Source organism: Sulfurospirillum diekertiae, from assembly GCF_002162315.1.
Lineage (GTDB): Bacteria > Campylobacterota > Campylobacteria > Campylobacterales > Sulfurospirillaceae > Sulfurospirillum.
Map to the genome: position 1 here is coordinate 483615 of NZ_CP021416.1, position 16137 is coordinate 499751.

15 protein-coding genes and 1 pseudogene are annotated in these 16137 nt (G+C 37.6%); 11 read left to right on the forward strand and 5 right to left on the reverse strand.

Annotated features, from left to right (window positions below; genetic code table 11):
* The first annotated feature begins 27 nt into the window (after positions 1 to 27).
* The 3 genes from Sdiek1_RS02510 (at position 28) to Sdiek1_RS14810 (ending at position 4876) form a co-directional block, all read left to right on the forward strand.
* The gene (locus Sdiek1_RS02510; protein WP_087437751.1) at positions 28 to 2400 is read left to right on the forward strand and encodes a dynamin family protein; all 2373 of its coding nucleotides are present in this window, start codon (positions 28 to 30) and stop codon (positions 2398 to 2400) included.
* Positions 2397 to 4421, forward strand: a complete 2025-nt coding sequence (locus Sdiek1_RS02515; RefSeq protein ID WP_087437752.1) for a dynamin family protein — start codon at positions 2397 to 2399, stop codon at positions 4419 to 4421. The genes Sdiek1_RS02510 and Sdiek1_RS02515 overlap by 4 nt, the downstream gene beginning before the upstream one ends.
* 293 nt (positions 4422 to 4714) lie before the next feature.
* The gene (locus Sdiek1_RS14810; RefSeq protein WP_161491974.1) at positions 4715 to 4876 is read left to right on the forward strand and encodes a hypothetical protein; all 162 of its coding nucleotides are present in this window, start codon (positions 4715 to 4717) and stop codon (positions 4874 to 4876) included.
* A gap of 74 nt (positions 4877 to 4950) precedes the next feature.
* Here the strand turns inward: Sdiek1_RS14810 and Sdiek1_RS02520 are convergent, their stop codons facing one another.
* The 3 genes from Sdiek1_RS02520 to panB are packed head-to-tail and all read right to left on the reverse strand — an operon-like array spanning position 4951 to position 7804.
* On the reverse strand, positions 4951 to 5991 hold the full coding sequence (locus Sdiek1_RS02520; RefSeq protein ID WP_087437753.1) for an AI-2E family transporter: 1041 nt from the start codon (positions 5989 to 5991) through the stop codon (positions 4951 to 4953).
* The gene (gene ruvB, locus Sdiek1_RS02525) at positions 5988 to 7010 is read right to left on the reverse strand and encodes a Holliday junction branch migration DNA helicase RuvB (protein WP_087437754.1); all 1023 of its coding nucleotides are present in this window, start codon (positions 7008 to 7010) and stop codon (positions 5988 to 5990) included. The genes Sdiek1_RS02520 and ruvB overlap by 4 nt, the downstream gene beginning before the upstream one ends.
* 5 nt (positions 7011 to 7015) lie before the next feature.
* Positions 7016 to 7804: a 3-methyl-2-oxobutanoate hydroxymethyltransferase gene (panB, locus tag Sdiek1_RS02530; protein ID WP_087437755.1), complete on the reverse strand. Its 789-nt coding sequence runs from the start codon at positions 7802 to 7804 to the stop codon at positions 7016 to 7018.
* Between the two features lie 79 nt (positions 7805 to 7883).
* Between panB and Sdiek1_RS02535 the strand changes: the two genes are divergently transcribed.
* Both Sdiek1_RS02535 and trpA read left to right on the forward strand, forming a co-directional pair.
* On the forward strand, positions 7884 to 8294 hold the full coding sequence (locus Sdiek1_RS02535; RefSeq protein ID WP_087437756.1) for an Hpt domain-containing protein: 411 nt from the start codon (positions 7884 to 7886) through the stop codon (positions 8292 to 8294).
* Positions 8291 to 9031 (forward strand): tryptophan synthase subunit alpha, encoded by a 741-nt coding sequence (gene trpA, locus Sdiek1_RS02540; protein ID WP_087437757.1) that lies wholly within the window; start codon positions 8291 to 8293, stop codon positions 9029 to 9031. Before Sdiek1_RS02535 ends, trpA begins: the two co-directional genes overlap by 4 nt.
* Positions 9032 to 9060: 29 nt before the next feature.
* Here trpA and Sdiek1_RS02545 read toward each other — a convergent pair whose 3' ends face one another.
* Together Sdiek1_RS02545 and Sdiek1_RS02550 are read right to left on the reverse strand one after the other, a co-directional pair.
* Positions 9061 to 9663: a Tgt2/MlaC family protein gene (locus Sdiek1_RS02545; protein ID WP_087437758.1), complete on the reverse strand. Its 603-nt coding sequence runs from the start codon at positions 9661 to 9663 to the stop codon at positions 9061 to 9063.
* 4 nt (positions 9664 to 9667) lie between these two features.
* Positions 9668 to 10257, reverse strand: a pseudogene (locus tag Sdiek1_RS02550) (MlaA family lipoprotein).
* Positions 10258 to 10639: 382 nt separating this feature from the next.
* Here Sdiek1_RS02550 and rpsB point away from each other — a divergent pair.
* The 6 genes from rpsB to gmk all read left to right on the forward strand — a co-directional run bounded on the left by rpsB (position 10640) and on the right by gmk (position 16099).
* Complete coding sequence (gene rpsB / locus Sdiek1_RS02555; RefSeq protein ID WP_087437759.1) at positions 10640 to 11431, forward strand: 30S ribosomal protein S2; 792 nt, start codon at positions 10640 to 10642, stop codon at positions 11429 to 11431.
* Positions 11431 to 12498 (forward strand): translation elongation factor Ts, encoded by a 1068-nt coding sequence (gene tsf / locus Sdiek1_RS02560; protein ID WP_087437760.1) that lies wholly within the window; start codon positions 11431 to 11433, stop codon positions 12496 to 12498. The genes rpsB and tsf overlap by 1 nt, the downstream gene beginning before the upstream one ends.
* A 58-nt stretch (positions 12499 to 12556) precedes the next feature.
* A complete protein-coding gene (locus Sdiek1_RS02565; protein ID WP_087437761.1) occupies positions 12557 to 13201 on the forward strand; it encodes an ABC transporter ATP-binding protein in 645 nt (214 codons plus the stop codon).
* A gap of 3 nt (positions 13202 to 13204) precedes the next feature.
* Positions 13205 to 13978, forward strand: a complete 774-nt coding sequence (gene fliR, locus Sdiek1_RS02570) for a flagellar biosynthetic protein FliR (RefSeq protein WP_087437762.1) — start codon at positions 13205 to 13207, stop codon at positions 13976 to 13978.
* Positions 13979 to 14039: 61 nt separating this feature from the next.
* Entirely contained in the window at positions 14040 to 15482 is a 1443-nt protein-coding gene (locus tag Sdiek1_RS02575) for a hypothetical protein (protein ID WP_087437763.1), read from the forward strand.
* Positions 15482 to 16099 (forward strand): guanylate kinase, encoded by a 618-nt coding sequence (gene gmk, locus Sdiek1_RS02580; RefSeq protein ID WP_087437764.1) that lies wholly within the window; start codon positions 15482 to 15484, stop codon positions 16097 to 16099. The genes Sdiek1_RS02575 and gmk overlap by 1 nt, the downstream gene beginning before the upstream one ends.
* Positions 16100 to 16137 lie beyond the last annotated feature (38 nt).

A 16137-nucleotide genomic window follows, 5' to 3' on the forward strand; every position in this document is an offset into this window, starting at 1 on the left:
TCAAAAAAACTTTAAAGATAGTATCTCATGCATATCATCAATGATTTTTTCTTACTCATCTGGGGTGAGAGGTTAAACCAAGAAGTTGTTTTCGATGAAAAACATACCACAGAGTTCGATCAATACAGATTAACTTCTTTCGATAATTTTTGCGACAGTGTCGCTATCTTATTAATCATAAGTCCTCAGAATTTTGCCAATATGGCAATCTTAGAAGAACCCAAAACAGTTTTAAATACATTTTTTCAACACGTAATATTTAACAAAGAAAATATTCAATATGCACAATCTCAACTGCTGGGTTATTTCATCGTTCTGGGTAATTTGCAAGTCAACCATGCTATCACAAAGCGCTTAGAGCTTTTAAAAAAAGAGGGGATTATCTCTTATGATGCGGTACGTTCTTTAGGTAGTATCATCTCTCTTATCGAAGAGAAAAAAATCGAAGTTACCTCTTTACATGTAAAGAGTGCAACAACCCAAGAAAACTACTATAAAACTGAACTCAATCTTCTTCTCACTGCCATTGAAAATTTGAATCAGGCGGTTGAAACACCTCGTTTACAAGAGCGTTTACATGTAATCCCTGAACGCCTTGAAAATCAACGCTTTTCCATTGGTATCACCGGTGTTATGAACGCGGGCAAATCAACAATGCTCAACGCACTGTTAGGGCAAGAAGTTTTAGGCACTTCGGTTGTTCCTGAAACGGCCAATCTAACGCTAATTAAATACGCCAAAAACCCTTACGCGGTGGTGAATTTTTGGAATGCCAAAGAGTGGAGCAAGATCGAAGAGGGTGCTAAAAGTCTTAAAAGTTTAGAAGCGTTTGTCAAAGAGAGCAAAGCGCATTTTGGCGAAACTTTTCATACGCTTGTCACACCACAAGGGGAAAGTGAAACCATTGCAGTTAACGATTTAGCCCTCTATACCTCAGCAAAACACTCTGAAAAAAAATGCAATTTGGTCAAAAGCGTTGAACTCTACACCGATCTAAAATTTGTCCAAGATGGCGTTCAAATCGTCGATACCCCCGGTCTGGATGACCCTGTGGTGCAACGTGAAGAGATTACGCTGGAATACCTTAGCGAATGTGATTTGATGATCCATCTTATGAACGCGGCACAAGCAGCGACGCAAAAAGATGTTGACTTTATTATTGACGCGCTCTTATACCGCAATGTGGCACAGTTGCTCATTGTCATTACGCGGATTGATACGATTGCTGAAAAAGAGCTGCAAGAGGTGATCGCATATACCAAACGCAGCATCGAAGCAAGGCTGAACGAGCAAAACAAAGGTGCAAAATTAGATGAAGTGATCGCTAAAATCGTCTTTATTCCGATTGCTGGAAAATTGGCTCTGATGCATAAATTAGGGCAAGAAAAAGAAGCTCTCGCCCTTGGATACGATATGAACCGTACGGGTTTGCCATTGGTTGAGTCCTATCTTGAAGAGGTTCTTTTTGGAGCGAATAGTCAAAAAGCCAACCTGATTATCTCCGCCAATCGCAAAGAGATCGAATCAATCATCACAGAATCGATGAGCGCTTTTGAGCAAGAGCTGCATTATTTAAGTATTTCCACAGAAGAGATCGAGCAAGCCTACGCCAAACATCAAGAAGAAAAAGCGGTGATGGCGAACTTTTTGGAGCAGATTAAAACCAGTGTGGCGCAGAGCAAAGAGGAGATGGAACACTACTTTGGCACACTTCAAAAATTTGCAAGTAACCAACTCGATAAACTTCAAAATGTTGTCAAACGCCGTATTACAGACGACGTAAGTTATGAGTTTAGTAAAAATAAAAAAGCGCCCAAAGAGGAACGCATTGGCTCGATGATCGAGACGGCGATCAAAGATGGCATGGTCGATTTGGTGCGAGATTATCGCTATGAATTTCAAAAAAAAATGCAAAGTTCCCTAGAGTATATGGATGCCAAATACGGGGAATTTAAAACAGAGAGCACGGCGCCAATGTTTGATGCCAAAGCGTTTTGTGAAGAGCATTTAGGCTCACTTTTGATTTTCAAAAACAGCACCGTTGTAATAGCAGCAGCCAATGATGCAATCAAAAAGTATGGCAAAAATGATTTGAGTGCGCTTTCAATGAACCTTGAGACGATTTTTGCAACGGAATTTTCTCATATCAAAGAGATGCTTGAAGAAAAACTCCACAAAATCAATCATGAACTTTTAAGCTCATTTGTAAGTCTATGTGAAGCACCCGCACGCAGTATTGAAGAGCGTTTTGGTGCAGAAGGTGCATTGATTGCACGTGCGATGCATCAGATGAAAGACCAAACCCTGAACCGTGAAGCCAGAAGCATGGAAATTAAAGAAAAAGAGCGCGTGATGGGCATCGTGTTAAATGATTTAAACGCGCAAAAGGAGTCAAAATGAGCCTGATAGAAAGTTTTGTCACTTCTTATAAAGAGCACTTTTTAAAAGTTGTTCCAACCTTTGATGCCACTCTTTTGGGAGCCCTCAAAAAAGTGCAATATGTACTTCTCGAAGAGCAACAACTTCCCTCCATCCAATTAAAAAAAGCGTTAGATCGCCTTCAAATGCGCTCTGAAGAGCCGATGAAAGTTGCGATAACAGGGCAGTTTTCCAGTGGAAAATCAACATTTCTCAACGCTCTTTTAGCCAAGAGTATTTTACCAACTGGCATCACCCCCGTGACGTCTAAAGTCAATTACATTCGTTATGGTGAAGAGTTTAAAATCCGTGTACGCTACAAAGATGGTAGAGATGAGTACCATGACATCAACACAATTGCCCATTTTACTGATCAGAGGGAGCATGTTGAAGATATTGCGTATCTTGTGCTTTATGCGCCGCTAAATATTCTCAAAGATGTTGTCTTTGTCGACACTCCTGGTCTTAACTCCCAAGCTGCAACCGACACGCAAACGACCGAAAAAGTGCTGAAAGAGGTCGACGGTATTATTTGGTTAACTCTCATTGACAATGCAGGGAAAATGAGTGAGCTTCAAGTTTTGGAAGAGTACCTTGGCAAATACCAAAACAAATCACTCTGTGTTTTAAATCAAAAAGATAAATTCACACCACAACAGATCGAAGAGACAACGAACTACGTGAAGACAGCCTTTAAAGAGTTTTTTAGCGACGTCATTCCTATCTCGGCACGTCAAGCGTTGGAATCTCGCAGTCACGACAAAAAAGTGATGATGGAAGAGACATTAGAATCATTTATGCACGATTTACATGTAAAGCTCGAAAATGGTGGTGAGAAGCTTGACTTTACGCAAATAGAACATGATTTTAAAGCGTATCAAAGTACACTTGATTCGATCTTACAAAGTGATTTGGGTGCCAATCTTAAACTTTTGGAAGAGTCCAACATTGATAAAGTCTTAGATTTTATTCGCAATGAGATTCAGCCCAAATCAACGCAGTCCAAAGAGTTTGCCATTACCAAAGAGATCAAGGATATTACAGCCAAATTGATCGCACAGCATCAGCTTTTTCTCTCCATTTACGATGAGCTTTTGGGTGAGATTGTCCGTTTTGAAGCTGAAGCAAAAGGTTTGTTTACGGAGCTTAAAGATAAGTTTTCGCACGATCTCAAAAGTGCGTTTATGCGCATTGAACAGATCATCGAAACCATCGCAGACGCCATTTACAATCAAATCACTACGGTAACACAAATACGCTACGAAGCGCAAAAAACAGGACTTTTTAGTAAGCAGGCAACCTACATACCTTTTGAGTATCAAGCTCCTAAAATCAACTCCGATCTTATCTATAAAAGTCTTTTTTACGAAGAGAATTTGATTGGTAAAATGTTCAAACAGTATGTGAAAAATTTAGGCGCCATCCAAAATGAAGTCAACGATAAAAATCGTTTGGTGTATCGCTCCTTGGAGCAGGGCATTTTAAAATGGCAAGCACCCTACGAGGTGATTCGTAAAAGTGAAGAGCTCCACTCTGATATCGAGTTTGCCAATATGCGCCGTTTTGCTTCTAAGGCGTACGAGAGCATCTTAAAGCCGTTTAACGATGAGATAGCAGACTCGTACGCGAAGATCAGTTCTGAGTTCAATCATCTTTCCAGTGCGGTCAGTTTCAATTACCAAAATGCTACCGAAGTATGTGTGGCATTTTTGGAAAACAAGATTGAAAAGTCAGCCAAACTCTATGAAGAAAACCCAACGAAGTTTTCACTTTATATGCCCAAACTGGATGAAATCAAAGAGCGTCTTAGAACGTCGTTTCATCTCTACGAGCTAGAAAATATGATGAATACACGAAACACGTTCCTGAACAAAGATTACGACCGCTTGATCAGTCAATTTACGGCGATTAAAGAAGAGAAAGTAGCCTTTTTGGAAGAGCGAAAAGCCCGCCACCATAAGATTATAGCGCACATAGAAGCATTGGTGAAAGAGATAGTATAAGCCTATCTCTTTCACACTCTTGTTATTTTTATCTTTACATGTAAAGGTAAAATATGAGATGAAAAATAAAAGTAGCCTATCGTTTTGATCTCCTGCAAAAAGTAAAATATTGAATTCTAACTCTTCATTTCATATTCTGTGCATTGAACCGCTAAAGGAAGAAGATTCTAAAAAAGAAATATTGATGTATAGTGTAGCTATCTGTAATGCTACAACATTTCATCTCTTTTAAACAAAAGGGTTGAAGATGCAAAAAATTCTTGAGAGCATCAGTGAAATCGAAAGGATATCCAATGAAAAAGAGTTTAACATTTCTTATGCTTCTGTTCGTAGTTATGATGGCAAGTGGTTGTGAAACATGGCATGGTGTCAAAAAAGATACCGCAAACGGTGCTGAATGGAGCAAGGACAAGGTCAATGATGGCGCTAAATACATAGAGAAAAAAACGGAATAGTTCAATAGAATAATGTTACATTCCGAAAAAAAAGAGGTTAGGGCTAAACTTTTAACTTTTAGCCCTGATTCTTTTTACATGTAATGTTTTTCTTTGAGCAGTTTGTAGAGTTTTAAAAGTGATAAAAAGAGTGTCGTAATCGCAGGTCCAAGTATCATTCCCCAAAAACCAAAGGTTGTGAGTCCTGCAAAAATAGCAAAGAAAATCAAAAGTTCATTAACGGCAGTAGGCGTTTTAACCATTTTATCATTGATGTATTTGATGATAAGTGGTTTAATAAATGTATCGGCGATAATAGAGATGACGACGATAGAATACGTTGCAATGATAATCGCGGTTGTGGTATTGCCATGTGCCACTTCAATGGCACACAGTGGAATCCACATGAGTGCTCCACCCACAATGGGAATAAGGGATGCAAATCCATAAAAAATTCCTAACAATAATCCATCATATCCAAAATACATACCAACGAGTGAAAAAAGTGCCCCTTGGAAGATAGCACTAAACAAAATAGAATAGAAAACAACGCTCATGACATTGGTAACCTCAGAAAAGACAAAATTAACTTCTTTCGCATCAATAGGCATGACACTTTTAAAATAGTCAATGAGGTCTTTACCATTGAGTAGTGCAAAGAAGAAAAAGACAACGATGAGGAGCATGTCTTTTAAAAAACCAGCACTGTTCTTACCAATTGACCCAAGATAGGAAAGGGCAGTAGTAGATATTTGAGCGATATTAAGATTGCTAATAAAATCATCCAAAGTTGATTGCATAAAAGCCAGTGGCGCAGGAAGGTGATAATCAAGTGTCCGTAGGTACGTTTGTACTCTTTCAATCATGGTAAAATCAAAATTATTGACAATCCCACCAATCGAAGTAATGGTATACACAATAGGTCCAAACAGTAAAATAGATAAAAAAGCTGTTGACAAAAGAGCAGACAGATGTTTGCTCTTTGTCAATTTATATAGCTGTAGGTTAATCGTATACGTTGCCATAGCGAGCAGTGAAGCAATGGTAATAATCATCAAAAAAGGTTCATACAGTTTGATAATAGAAAATAAAACGGCTAAGAAAATAGCCGTTAAAAAAAAGCGATGTTCGTTCATACCGTGTCCTCAAATAATCCGTTTTGTAAAATAGGCGGTGTTAGTCTAAAAAGTTCATAGGTTTTGGCCGTTGCAATTCTTCCACGTGCTGTTCGCTCAATATAGCTGTTTGCGAGCAGATAAGGTTCAATTACATCTTCGATAGTTCCCTCATCTTCACTCAAAGCCGCTGCCATCGTGCTGAGTCCTAAAGGGCGACCTTTACTTTGTAGTAAGAGTTCAAGGTATTTAATATCCAGTTCATCAAACCCAAGATCATTGACCCCTAACTCATTGAGTCCATATTGTGCTCGTTCAATGCTAATTGTCTCTTCATCCACCACGTCGGCATAATCACGGATACGTTTTAAAAGGCGTAAGGCAATCCTCGGAGTACCACGTGAGCGTCTTGCCATCTCACTTGCTGCATCGTGTTGACAGATTTTTTCAAGTTTATGTGATGCTTTGGTAATGATGAGTGAAAGCTCATCTTTGGTGTAAAATTGCAAACGAAAGTGCATCCCAAAGCGATCGCGCAAAGGTGAGCTAATCATACCAGCCCTTGTGGTTGCACCAATCAGTGTAAAACGAGGAAGATCAATTTTGATCGTTTGTGCCGCAGGGCCAGAACCGATGATGATATCAAGACGAAAATCTTCCATTGCGGGGTAGAGGATCTCTTCAATAGCAGGAGAAAGCCTGTGAATTTCGTCGATAAAGAGAATATCGCCCTCTTGAAGATTGGTCAAAATAGCGGCTAAATCACCACTTTTTTCGATCATCGGCGCTGCCGTTATTTTCATATTGGCACGCATTTCATTGGAGATAATATGTGCAAGCGTGGTTTTTCCAAGACCAGGAGGGCCAAAAAAGAGAATATGGTCTAAACATTCGGAGCGTTTTTGTGCCGCTTGAATAAAAACTTGCAGATTTTTTTTGATCTTTTCTTGCCCGATGTAATCTTCAAACGAAGAGGGGCGTAAACTTTTTTCGTAGTCATTCTCAAAGGAGATTTTTTCGATTTCGACGATGCGTTCCATCTAACTCACTTTGTATAGGTGTAAGGCGGTTGGGGGAAACTGCGTTCTTGCACCTCTTTAACATATGCATCAACAGCGTTTTGCACCAGTGTAGCGCCTTCTAAATAGCGTTTCACAAATTTGGGTTGAAACGCTTGAAAGAAACCTAACATATCGCTCCAGACTAAGACTTGACCATCGGTATATTTACCCGCTCCTATGCCAATCGTAGGAATAGAGATCGTTTCAGAAATACGACGTGCGGCTTCTTCGACAACCCCTTCGATGACCACGCTAAAGGCACCGGCTTCTTCAACCGCTTTGGCATCTTCGATCAGTGTGAGTATATCTTCTTCACTGCGTCCGCGTACTTTATAGCCGCCTTCACTGCGTACATACTGAGGCATTAAACCAATATGAGCCATAACGGCAATAGAGTTTTGGGTGAGTGCTTTGATAATAGGCGCGCGACTGATACCGCCTTCAATTTTAACGGCATGTGCATTGGTTTGACTATAGACGAGTGAAGCGTTATGCAGTGCCATTTTTTCATCCGTATACGTACCAAAAGGCATATCACAAATAATAAAAGTCTCTTTAGCTCCAGCACATACTGCTTTGGTGTGGTACAACATCACTTCCATGCTAGCAGAGAGTGTATCTTGTTTGGCATTGAAACTCATATTGAGGCTATCGCCAACAAGAATCATGTCGACCTTTTGATCGAACAGTGATGCAAAGAGTGCATCATACGCCGTAATCACAGTAAGGGGAGTTTGCCCTTTATGTTGTTTAATAGATGTAATTGTTTTCATGTGGGAATTATACCCTATTTTAGGACAAGAAAAATTTATAAAAAACATGATACAATGAGCTACTTCGGAGGGTAAAAACATGGGTCTTTTGGCACAATTGGAAGTTGATTTTGACATCGAAATTGTAGGAGATTTTATCTCTCACTATGCCATTATGTGTGAAAATATGGAGCCTCTGATTATTGGGCTTAGCAAAAAAGAGCGTTATGTTGACAATATTGGGGATCTTTTTCGTATTTTCCACAATATGAAATCAGCTGCAGGCTTTTTAAAACTAGATCCCATTGTTAAATTGGCAGTATTGTGCGAAGATATTGCAGAAGAAGCACGTACATTGCAAGGCCCTGCAAGTGAAGAATTTATTGATTGGTTACTTCTTGTAAGTGATCAGTTTGAACGATATCGCAAAGATGTGGAAAATGATGCTGCATTTTTTACGGTTTTAAATCCTTTAATTATAAAAGTACCTCATACGTTGGAGAGAGAGTGAAGCAATTAGTTGCCTATATTACTGCGGGGTTTCCCGATAAAAATTTTTCATTAGATTTAGTTTCTGCCCTAAAAGAAGCAGGTGTAGATAAATTAGAGTTAGGAATTCCTTTTTCTGATCCTGTAGCGGATGGTCCTATCATCGAAGTTGCAAATTTACATGCCTTGCAAAATGGTTTTAAAATGGAGACACTTTTTGAGGTTTCTTCTGTGGTTGCTCCCAACATTGAGACTTATTGGATGGGATACTTTAACCCTTTTTATCATAAAGGTGTTGAAGTGTTTGCTCAAAAAGCGGCTGAGTTTGGTGTGAAAGGATTTATTATTCCTGATCTCCCCCATGAAGAAGCGTTGCCTTATGTCTCTCTAATGGAGCAATATAAGCTTTCATTGATTAGTTTTGTAGCACCAACGGACAGTAAAGAACGGATTGCTAAAGTGGTCAAAAATGCGAAAGGGTTTATTTATCTCGTAGCTTATGCGGGTATCACTGGAGCTCACGCAAGTGAAGATCTTACCAAAACCATTCAAATGATTAAAGAACAGAGTAGTACACCTCTGTTTGTGGGTTTTGGTGTGAATGAAAAGACGGCAAAAGAACGGGCTCGTGGTGTTGATGGAGTTATTGTTGGAAGTGCTTTTGTGGAAGTGCTGCTTAATGACGGTCTAAGTGGTTCAGAAAAAATTGCGATGATTGCTCAAAAAGCAAAAATAATTAAAGAAAAAATTAACGCATAATATCAAAGAAACAGTGGTGTTGCCAAAAATTACTGTTTCTTTGGCGTCAGTTCATCAGGTTTTTTAAGCCTTTCCAGTAAATTCTCAAAAGACTCTTTCGCCAGAATATCTGCAAACTGTGTACGATATGTTTGAATAATACTCACACCTAAAATATCAACATCGTAAATCATCCAACTACCATTTTTATTTTTATAAAATTTATAAATAATTTCATACACTTCACTGTTTTTCATCAAATGCGTTGTTAAATGGATGCGGGTATCTTTGATTTTTTCTAGATTTTTAATAACAATTTTTTCATCTGTATAGAGATCAAGTTTTTCCATATATGAATTTTTAAGCTTCATTTCAAAAAGCTTGGAAAACTCCATTTGCTTTGCGGGTAAAAGTGATGACCATTGTTTCCCCCCAATGGCAAGTTGGGCCATTAAATTATAGTCAAAAATTGAATCAAAAATAACAAACAGTTTTTCTGATTTTTCAGACTTTTGAAGTTTTTTGTCGCGCAAAATAGTAGTTGCTAAGTCAATGTTAGTTTGCATAAAAGAAGAAATATCTTGCTCTTCAAGTGCCATAGCAGGATAGGTGCATAAAAGTGATAGCATTAATAAGGCAAAAATTCGTTTCATGTCATTATTCGCTTATGAGTTTATTTCTTCTTGATTCATAGAAATTACGCAAGAAGGGGTAAAGTTCGATAGCATCCTTTTTAAAGTTGTCATACTCTTTTACATGTAAAGAGGTTCTGTTAACAGTATAGAATGCAGTAGCGGCAATAGACTCTTCTGTACTGTCCAACAAATTCGCATTACGATCTTCGATGTAATTAAGAGGATTAAGCCATGCATCACCCACAAGACCAACAATATCGCGAACATTGGATGGTCCAAATAATGGAAGAACAACGTGAAAACCACTACCAACACCATAATACCCAAGCGTTTGCCCTAAATCTTCATCATGCGCTTTAATGCCGAGTTCTTCACCTGCAACGTCACGAAAGCCTAAAATACCATGGTTGAATTAAGAACAAAGCGCTCTGTCTCTTCTAAGGTATTGTAAAATTTAAATTGTAAAAGATTGTTAACAAAACGGATAGGAAAGAAAAGATTTTCAAAAAAGTTTGAGACACCATGACGAGCCATTTCTGGAACAACATACGCATAGCCTTGTGCTGTTGGACGAAGAATATACTCGTAAAATTTATCATTAAAATTTGTCATGAGTTCATTGTATCCACTCAGCGGATCAAAAAGGTTATTATCATTTTGTGTGTTAAATTCAGCCTCAAAATCTTCGTTGCTTTGCGAATTTGCACCAAGATACTCTGAAGCAGAGAGTAACGAAAAGCTTAATAAACAGGCTAAAATAAAACGCAAAATAGTACCTCTTTCTTTTAAAATTGCGCAAGTATAGGATTTTTTTGATTTAAAGTAAATTAAAGTAAGTGATTTTGCTTATAAAATGATTAAAACAAGCAAAAATTAATCTTATTTTGACTATAATCACCGTCCAAATCTCACACACACCAATCCTTTACGGTTGCAGTTTATTACTGTTGATGGGTGTGGAGGCTAAACCAAAAACAAAACAAAGGAGCACTTCATGGTAACCATGAAAGACTTATTAGAGTGTGGTGTACACTTTGGACACCAAACAAGACGTTGGAATCCAAAGATGAAAAAATTCATCTTCGGTGAACGAAAAAATATCTACATCGTAGATTTGCAAAAAACATTACGTTATTTTAGATACACGTACAATGTTGTTAAAGATGCAGCAGCAGAAGGCAAAACAATGCTTTTTGTTGGTACAAAAAAACAAGCAAGCCAAGCGATCAAAGAGTACGCAGAAAAATGCGGTATGCCATACGTTAACCACAGATGGTTAGGCGGAATGCTGACAAACTACCAAACCATCAGACAATCAATCCGTAAACTTGATATTATCGAGAAAATGGAAGAAGATGGACAAATTGACCTTCTTACTAAAAAAGAAGCGTTAATGCTTAGAAGAAAAAAAGAGAAACTTCTTGATTACCTTGGTGGTATCAGAAACATGAAAAACTTACCAGATATGATCTTTGTTATTGATACAGTCAAAGAGAAAATTGCAGTTCAAGAAGCAAGAAGACTTGGAATTACCGTTGTAGCTCCTCTTGATACTAACTGTGATCCAGATGTTGTTGATCTTCCAATCCCAGGAAATGATGATGCGATTCGTTCAATCCAACTTTTCTGTAAAGAGATGTGTGAAGCGATGACGGAGGGGTATGAAATCCGTTCAAAAGATGCTCCAGCAGCTGAAGAAGTGGCTGACATTAGTGAAGATGAGAAAAAAGAGTTGATCGAAGAAGTGGTCAGCGAAGAAGAATTTGCAGTAGAGGCAGGTGAATAATGGCTGAGATTACTGCTGCTTTAGTCAAAGAGTTACGTGAGTCCACAGGGGCTGGTATGATGGATTGCAAAAAAGCACTTGTCGATACTGACGGTGATTTTGAAGCAGCAAAAGACCTTTTAAGAGAAAAAGGTCTTGGTAAAGCAGCTAAAAAAGCTGACAGACTTGCAAGTGAAGGTTTGGTCAATGTTTTTGTCGATCCAAGTCTTAAAATTGCAACTGTCAGTGAAATTAATGCTGAAACTGACTTCGTTGCCAAAAATGAAGGTTTTATTAACTTAACAAAAGATACTACGGCACATATTCAAGCAACCAATGTTGAAACAACTGAAGAGTTGATGAAAACAACGATTAATGGTACTGTGTTTGAAGAGTATTTTGCAACGAAAGTTGCAACCATCGGTGAAAATCTTGTTGTAAGACGTTTTGCAACGCTTAAAGCAGGTACCAACGGTGTTGTCAATGGATATGTTCACTCTAATGGTCGTGTTGGTGTTTTAATCGCAGCAAATTGTGATAGCGAAAAAACAGCAGCCGCTGCGGGTGAATTCATCCGTAACCTTTGTATGCATGCAGCAGCAATGAAACCATCTTTCCTAAGCTATACAGAACTTGATCCTGAGTTTGTAGAAAAAGAAACGATTGGTATTAAAGCCGACATTGAAAAAGAGAATGAAGAGTTAAGTCGTCTTAAAAAGCCTCTTAAACGTATGCCATTGTTTGTCTCTCGTGTACAGTTAAATGATGCTGTTTTGGAAAATGCTAAAAAAGAGATGGAAGCTGAACTTAAAGCACAGGGTAAACCTGAAAAAATCTGGGATAAAATTATTCCTGGACAACTTGAACGTTTTATTGCTGACAATACTCAGCTTGATCAACAATACACACTTTTAAGCCAATTCTATGTCATGGATGATAAAAAAACCATTGCACAAGTTGTTGAAGAAAAAGCTAAAGAGCTCGGTGGTAAAATTGAGCTTGTTGGCTATGTTCGTTTTGAACTTGGAGAAGGCTTAGAGAAAAAAGCGTGTGACTTCGCTAGCGAAGTTGCAGAGCAACTTAAATAAGTATTAAATTATTTGTGGTGAAGAGGAAGCTCTTCACCCTCTTTCTTGAAGGACATTGATGTCTTTACTACAGGTACAAAATATCTCTCATGCTTTTGATTATCTTTTATTTGAAAATGTTAATTTCACACTAGCACCCAAAGAATCAATGGCGATTTTAGGCGTTAGCGGTAGTGGAAAGTCAACGTTACTTCATATTTGTTCTACACTGCTTCAGCCCAATCACGGTGAAGTGCTTTTATGTGATCATAACATTTACAACGATAATGATGACGCAAGATTAAAACTAAGACGTTATGATGTGGGTATCATATTTCAATCGCATTATTTATTTAAAGGCTTTTTTGCGAATGAAAACATTGAATTAGCATCCTTTATCAGTGACAAAAAAATTGATAATGGCATTTTGGAGCGTTTAGGGATTGCCGATTTTATGCATTATCGTGTCGGGGATCTCTCGGGTGGTCAGCAACAGCGTGTTTCAATCGCACGTGTATTGGCTAAAAAACCAAGAATTATTTTTGCTGATGAGCCAACAGGAAACTTGGATGACAAGACAGCTCAAGAAGTTATGAATGTTTTGTTTGAGTACATTGAAAAAGAAAATGCTGCATTGCTTCTAGTGACGCATAATCAGCAGCTAGCAAAACAATGTACATATATGAAACATCTCCATCTGGATGGATTAAAAGAGGACGCATAAGCTATGGAATCGCTTGTCAAACTGTTTGGTGAAAATCAAGTGATTCTTTGTTTTCTTCTCTTTGCTCGTTTGAGTGGTCTTTTTGCTTTTTTCCCTTTTTTTTCCCATGCCAATATCCCTCTTACGATTAAAACTTCTATGACTTTTTTTATGGTTATTTTTTTATATCCACTCTTAACGCCTTTACATGTAACGCCAACGTTGCTCAATCTTTCACTGGCCATTGTGGGCGAGCTACTCATAGGTTTTGTAGCAGGACTTTTTTTATCCATAACGCTTTCAATTTTGCAAATGGTTGGTATGCAAATCTCTTTTATTATGGGATTTACAATGGCAAGTGTCGTTGATCCTCAAACAAGTACATCGATTCCTCTTTTATCGCAATTACTCTCTTTTATAGGGTTAATGGTCATTTTAGCGTTTAATGGTCACCACCAAATGCTTTTATTTATTGCTGATTCGCTCAATCTTTTACCGCTTGGAAGTTTCTATCCTCAGACGAATATGCTCGCATATCTTGCTAAGGCTGTAACAGGCATGTTTATCTACGGGTTCACACTCTCTTTCCCTGTTGTCGCTTTTTCTATGCTCTTAGATGCTGTCTTTGGAATGTTGATGAAAACAATGCCACAATTCAACCTTCTTGTTATCGGCTTTCCTATTAAAATTGCTGTTTCGTTTGTTGTGTTGATTGCAACACTTACCTCTATGATGTTAATATTTAAAAAAGAGTTTTTGGAAGCTCTCAATCATTTAACCATTCTTTTTGTCCGTTAAAGCAATCATAAATTTTTTTATACTACAATGAGAGTTAATTAATTCTCATTCAGGAGTGAGCATGCGCCTGTTACTACTCAATAATAATCCAGCTGTTTCAAGATTGATCAAACTTAGTGCCGAAAAAGCAGGGTATGAGTTAGATGAGTTTGAAGACTATGGCTTGGTGCCACTAACAACTTATGATGTCATTTTAGTCGATAATGAACTTTATGATGAAGCTTCGATTGTAGGAGCATGTGAAAACACAGGCTGCGACTATATTATTTATATTTGTCAGCGAGGTGCAAAAAAACCCGATATTGCCCATGTTGCTTTAGAAAAACCATTTTTACCTACAGATTTTTTAGTGCTTTTAGAAAAAGTCAAAAATGTTATTATTAGTCATAAGGCTGAAGCTACAGAAGAAGCAACTAAAGTATTGCAATCCTTAGACGAGAGTGAAAAAAAGTCCGCTGCTTTTGATATTGACCAGATAGATACTTTAGAAGATGAGGATGAAGACAATACTTTGCCTATCAATCTTTTAGAAGAGCCTGATGATCTTGAAAAAGAAGAGGATGAAAAAGAACTTACTTTTGATGAGATTGAAGCAGAAGATTTGGGGTTAGAGCAAGAACTTTCCTTAGATGATATAGTAGATAAAAATGATGAAGATAAAGAGTTGAAAATTGATGATGAATTTTCATTTGATGAGTTAGATTCTTTAGAAAAAGAAGAAGTATCATCATTGGAAGATTTTGATTTTGATGAGGGAAATACCACTTCCCTAACTCCAACTGAAGCAGAAGATGAGCGTGAAGAAGAATTTGCAAATCCATCTATTCTTGATAGAGATGATATCAATGAAGTAAAACAACTACTGGATGAAAGCGAAGAAGAGGCTGAGGAAGAAGAAATTTCTGAATTATCTCTTGATGCGTTTGATTTGGATAAAGAGAACGAAGAAGCAGGAAAATTCTTTTTTGATGATATTGAAAAGGAAGATGAATCCTTAGAAAAAGATGATACGGAAAACTCATTAAATCTCGAATTAGACGATGTCTCTTCTTTAGATTTTGAAGAAGCAACTCCTGTTGGAGAAGAAGAGGAAGAAGATCAGAGCGTAAAAATACCTGAAGAGCAAGAAGAAATTATTGACGATTTTGCTGAAGATATTGAAGAAAAAATTGAAGAAGAAAAAGAGCTTGCACTTGAAGAAGATATATTGATTCCACAGGTTGATGTTGCCTTTGATGCTTTAGCACAAAGTGGTGACATTGACTCTCTTGATGATCTCAATGAAAATTTACTTAAAAAAGCGTTTGGTGAAGAGGTAAATGAAGAAGAATCTGCACCAATAAGCGTCCCTGAGGAAAAGGGTGAAAAAATTGAAGTGATTCGAGGCGAAATTGAAAGTAGTATCGCAAGAAGTATCTCAGGATTAGCACAAAGTGATATTCTACGAGAAGCACTTAAAGGGATGCGTATTAATATTTCTATTACATTTGATGAGAAAGAATAATGGTAAAAGGTAATCTTTTAGTCATTTCCGGTCCAAGTGGTTCTGGAAAAAGCTCATTGATGAAAGAAGTCATCAATGAAATATCAGATTCTTATTTCTCAATCTCAAGTACAACACGGGCTATTCGAGAAGGAGAAATTGATGGAATTAATTACCATTTTATTTCAAAAGAAGATTTTGAAAAAGACATTGATGCTGGCTTTTTTTTAGAATGGGCAAAAGTACACGATAATTATTATGGTACGTCACTCAAACCTATTTTAAAAGAGCTTCATGAAGGGAAGTTAGTAATTTGCGATATTGACGTGCAAGGACATAAAATTGCGCGGGAAAAATTTGGTAATTTAATCACTTCTGTTTTTATCACAACGCCAGATCAAAAAAGCCTAAAAGAGCGATTGATTTATCGTGGAACAGATAGCCAAGAGATTATTGAAAAACGTTTAGCGAATGCAGTTTCAGAAATGACGCGTATCCGAGAGTATGATTATGTTTTAATTAATGACGATTTTAAAATAGCGTTACATGACATGTTGGCAATTGCTTATGCTTCACGTAAAAAAATGGAATTGATGGATTTAGGTGAGTTTATTAGCTCATGGGCAAATATCGATTAAAAAGAGTGCTTCATTTTTTGTTTATAAAAAAATGATAC

Coding starts and splice junctions, on each gene's coding strand:
- Sdiek1_RS02510 (WP_087437751.1), top strand. CDS start 28: ATGCATATCATCAATGATTTTTTCTTACTCATCTGGGGTGAGAGGTTA.
- Sdiek1_RS02515 (WP_087437752.1), top strand. CDS start 2,397: ATGAGCCTGATAGAAAGTTTTGTCACTTCTTATAAAGAGCACTTTTTA.
- Sdiek1_RS14810 (WP_161491974.1), top strand. CDS start 4,715: ATGAAAAAGAGTTTAACATTTCTTATGCTTCTGTTCGTAGTTATGATG.
- Sdiek1_RS02520 (WP_087437753.1), bottom strand. CDS start 5,991: ATGAACGAACATCGCTTTTTTTTAACGGCTATTTTCTTAGCCGTTTTA.
- ruvB (WP_087437754.1), bottom strand. CDS start 7,010: ATGGAACGCATCGTCGAAATCGAAAAAATCTCCTTTGAGAATGACTAC.
- panB (WP_087437755.1), bottom strand. CDS start 7,804: ATGAAAACAATTACATCTATTAAACAACATAAAGGGCAAACTCCCCTT.
- Sdiek1_RS02535 (WP_087437756.1), top strand. CDS start 7,884: ATGGGTCTTTTGGCACAATTGGAAGTTGATTTTGACATCGAAATTGTA.
- Sdiek1_RS02545 (WP_087437758.1), bottom strand. CDS start 9,663: ATGAAACGAATTTTTGCCTTATTAATGCTATCACTTTTATGCACCTAT.
- rpsB (WP_087437759.1), top strand. CDS start 10,640: ATGGTAACCATGAAAGACTTATTAGAGTGTGGTGTACACTTTGGACAC.
- tsf (WP_087437760.1), top strand. CDS start 11,431: ATGGCTGAGATTACTGCTGCTTTAGTCAAAGAGTTACGTGAGTCCACA.
- Sdiek1_RS02565 (WP_087437761.1), top strand. CDS start 12,557: ATGTCTTTACTACAGGTACAAAATATCTCTCATGCTTTTGATTATCTT.
- fliR (WP_087437762.1), top strand. CDS start 13,205: ATGGAATCGCTTGTCAAACTGTTTGGTGAAAATCAAGTGATTCTTTGT.
- Sdiek1_RS02575 (WP_087437763.1), top strand. CDS start 14,040: ATGCGCCTGTTACTACTCAATAATAATCCAGCTGTTTCAAGATTGATC.
- gmk (WP_087437764.1), top strand. CDS start 15,482: ATGGTAAAAGGTAATCTTTTAGTCATTTCCGGTCCAAGTGGTTCTGGA.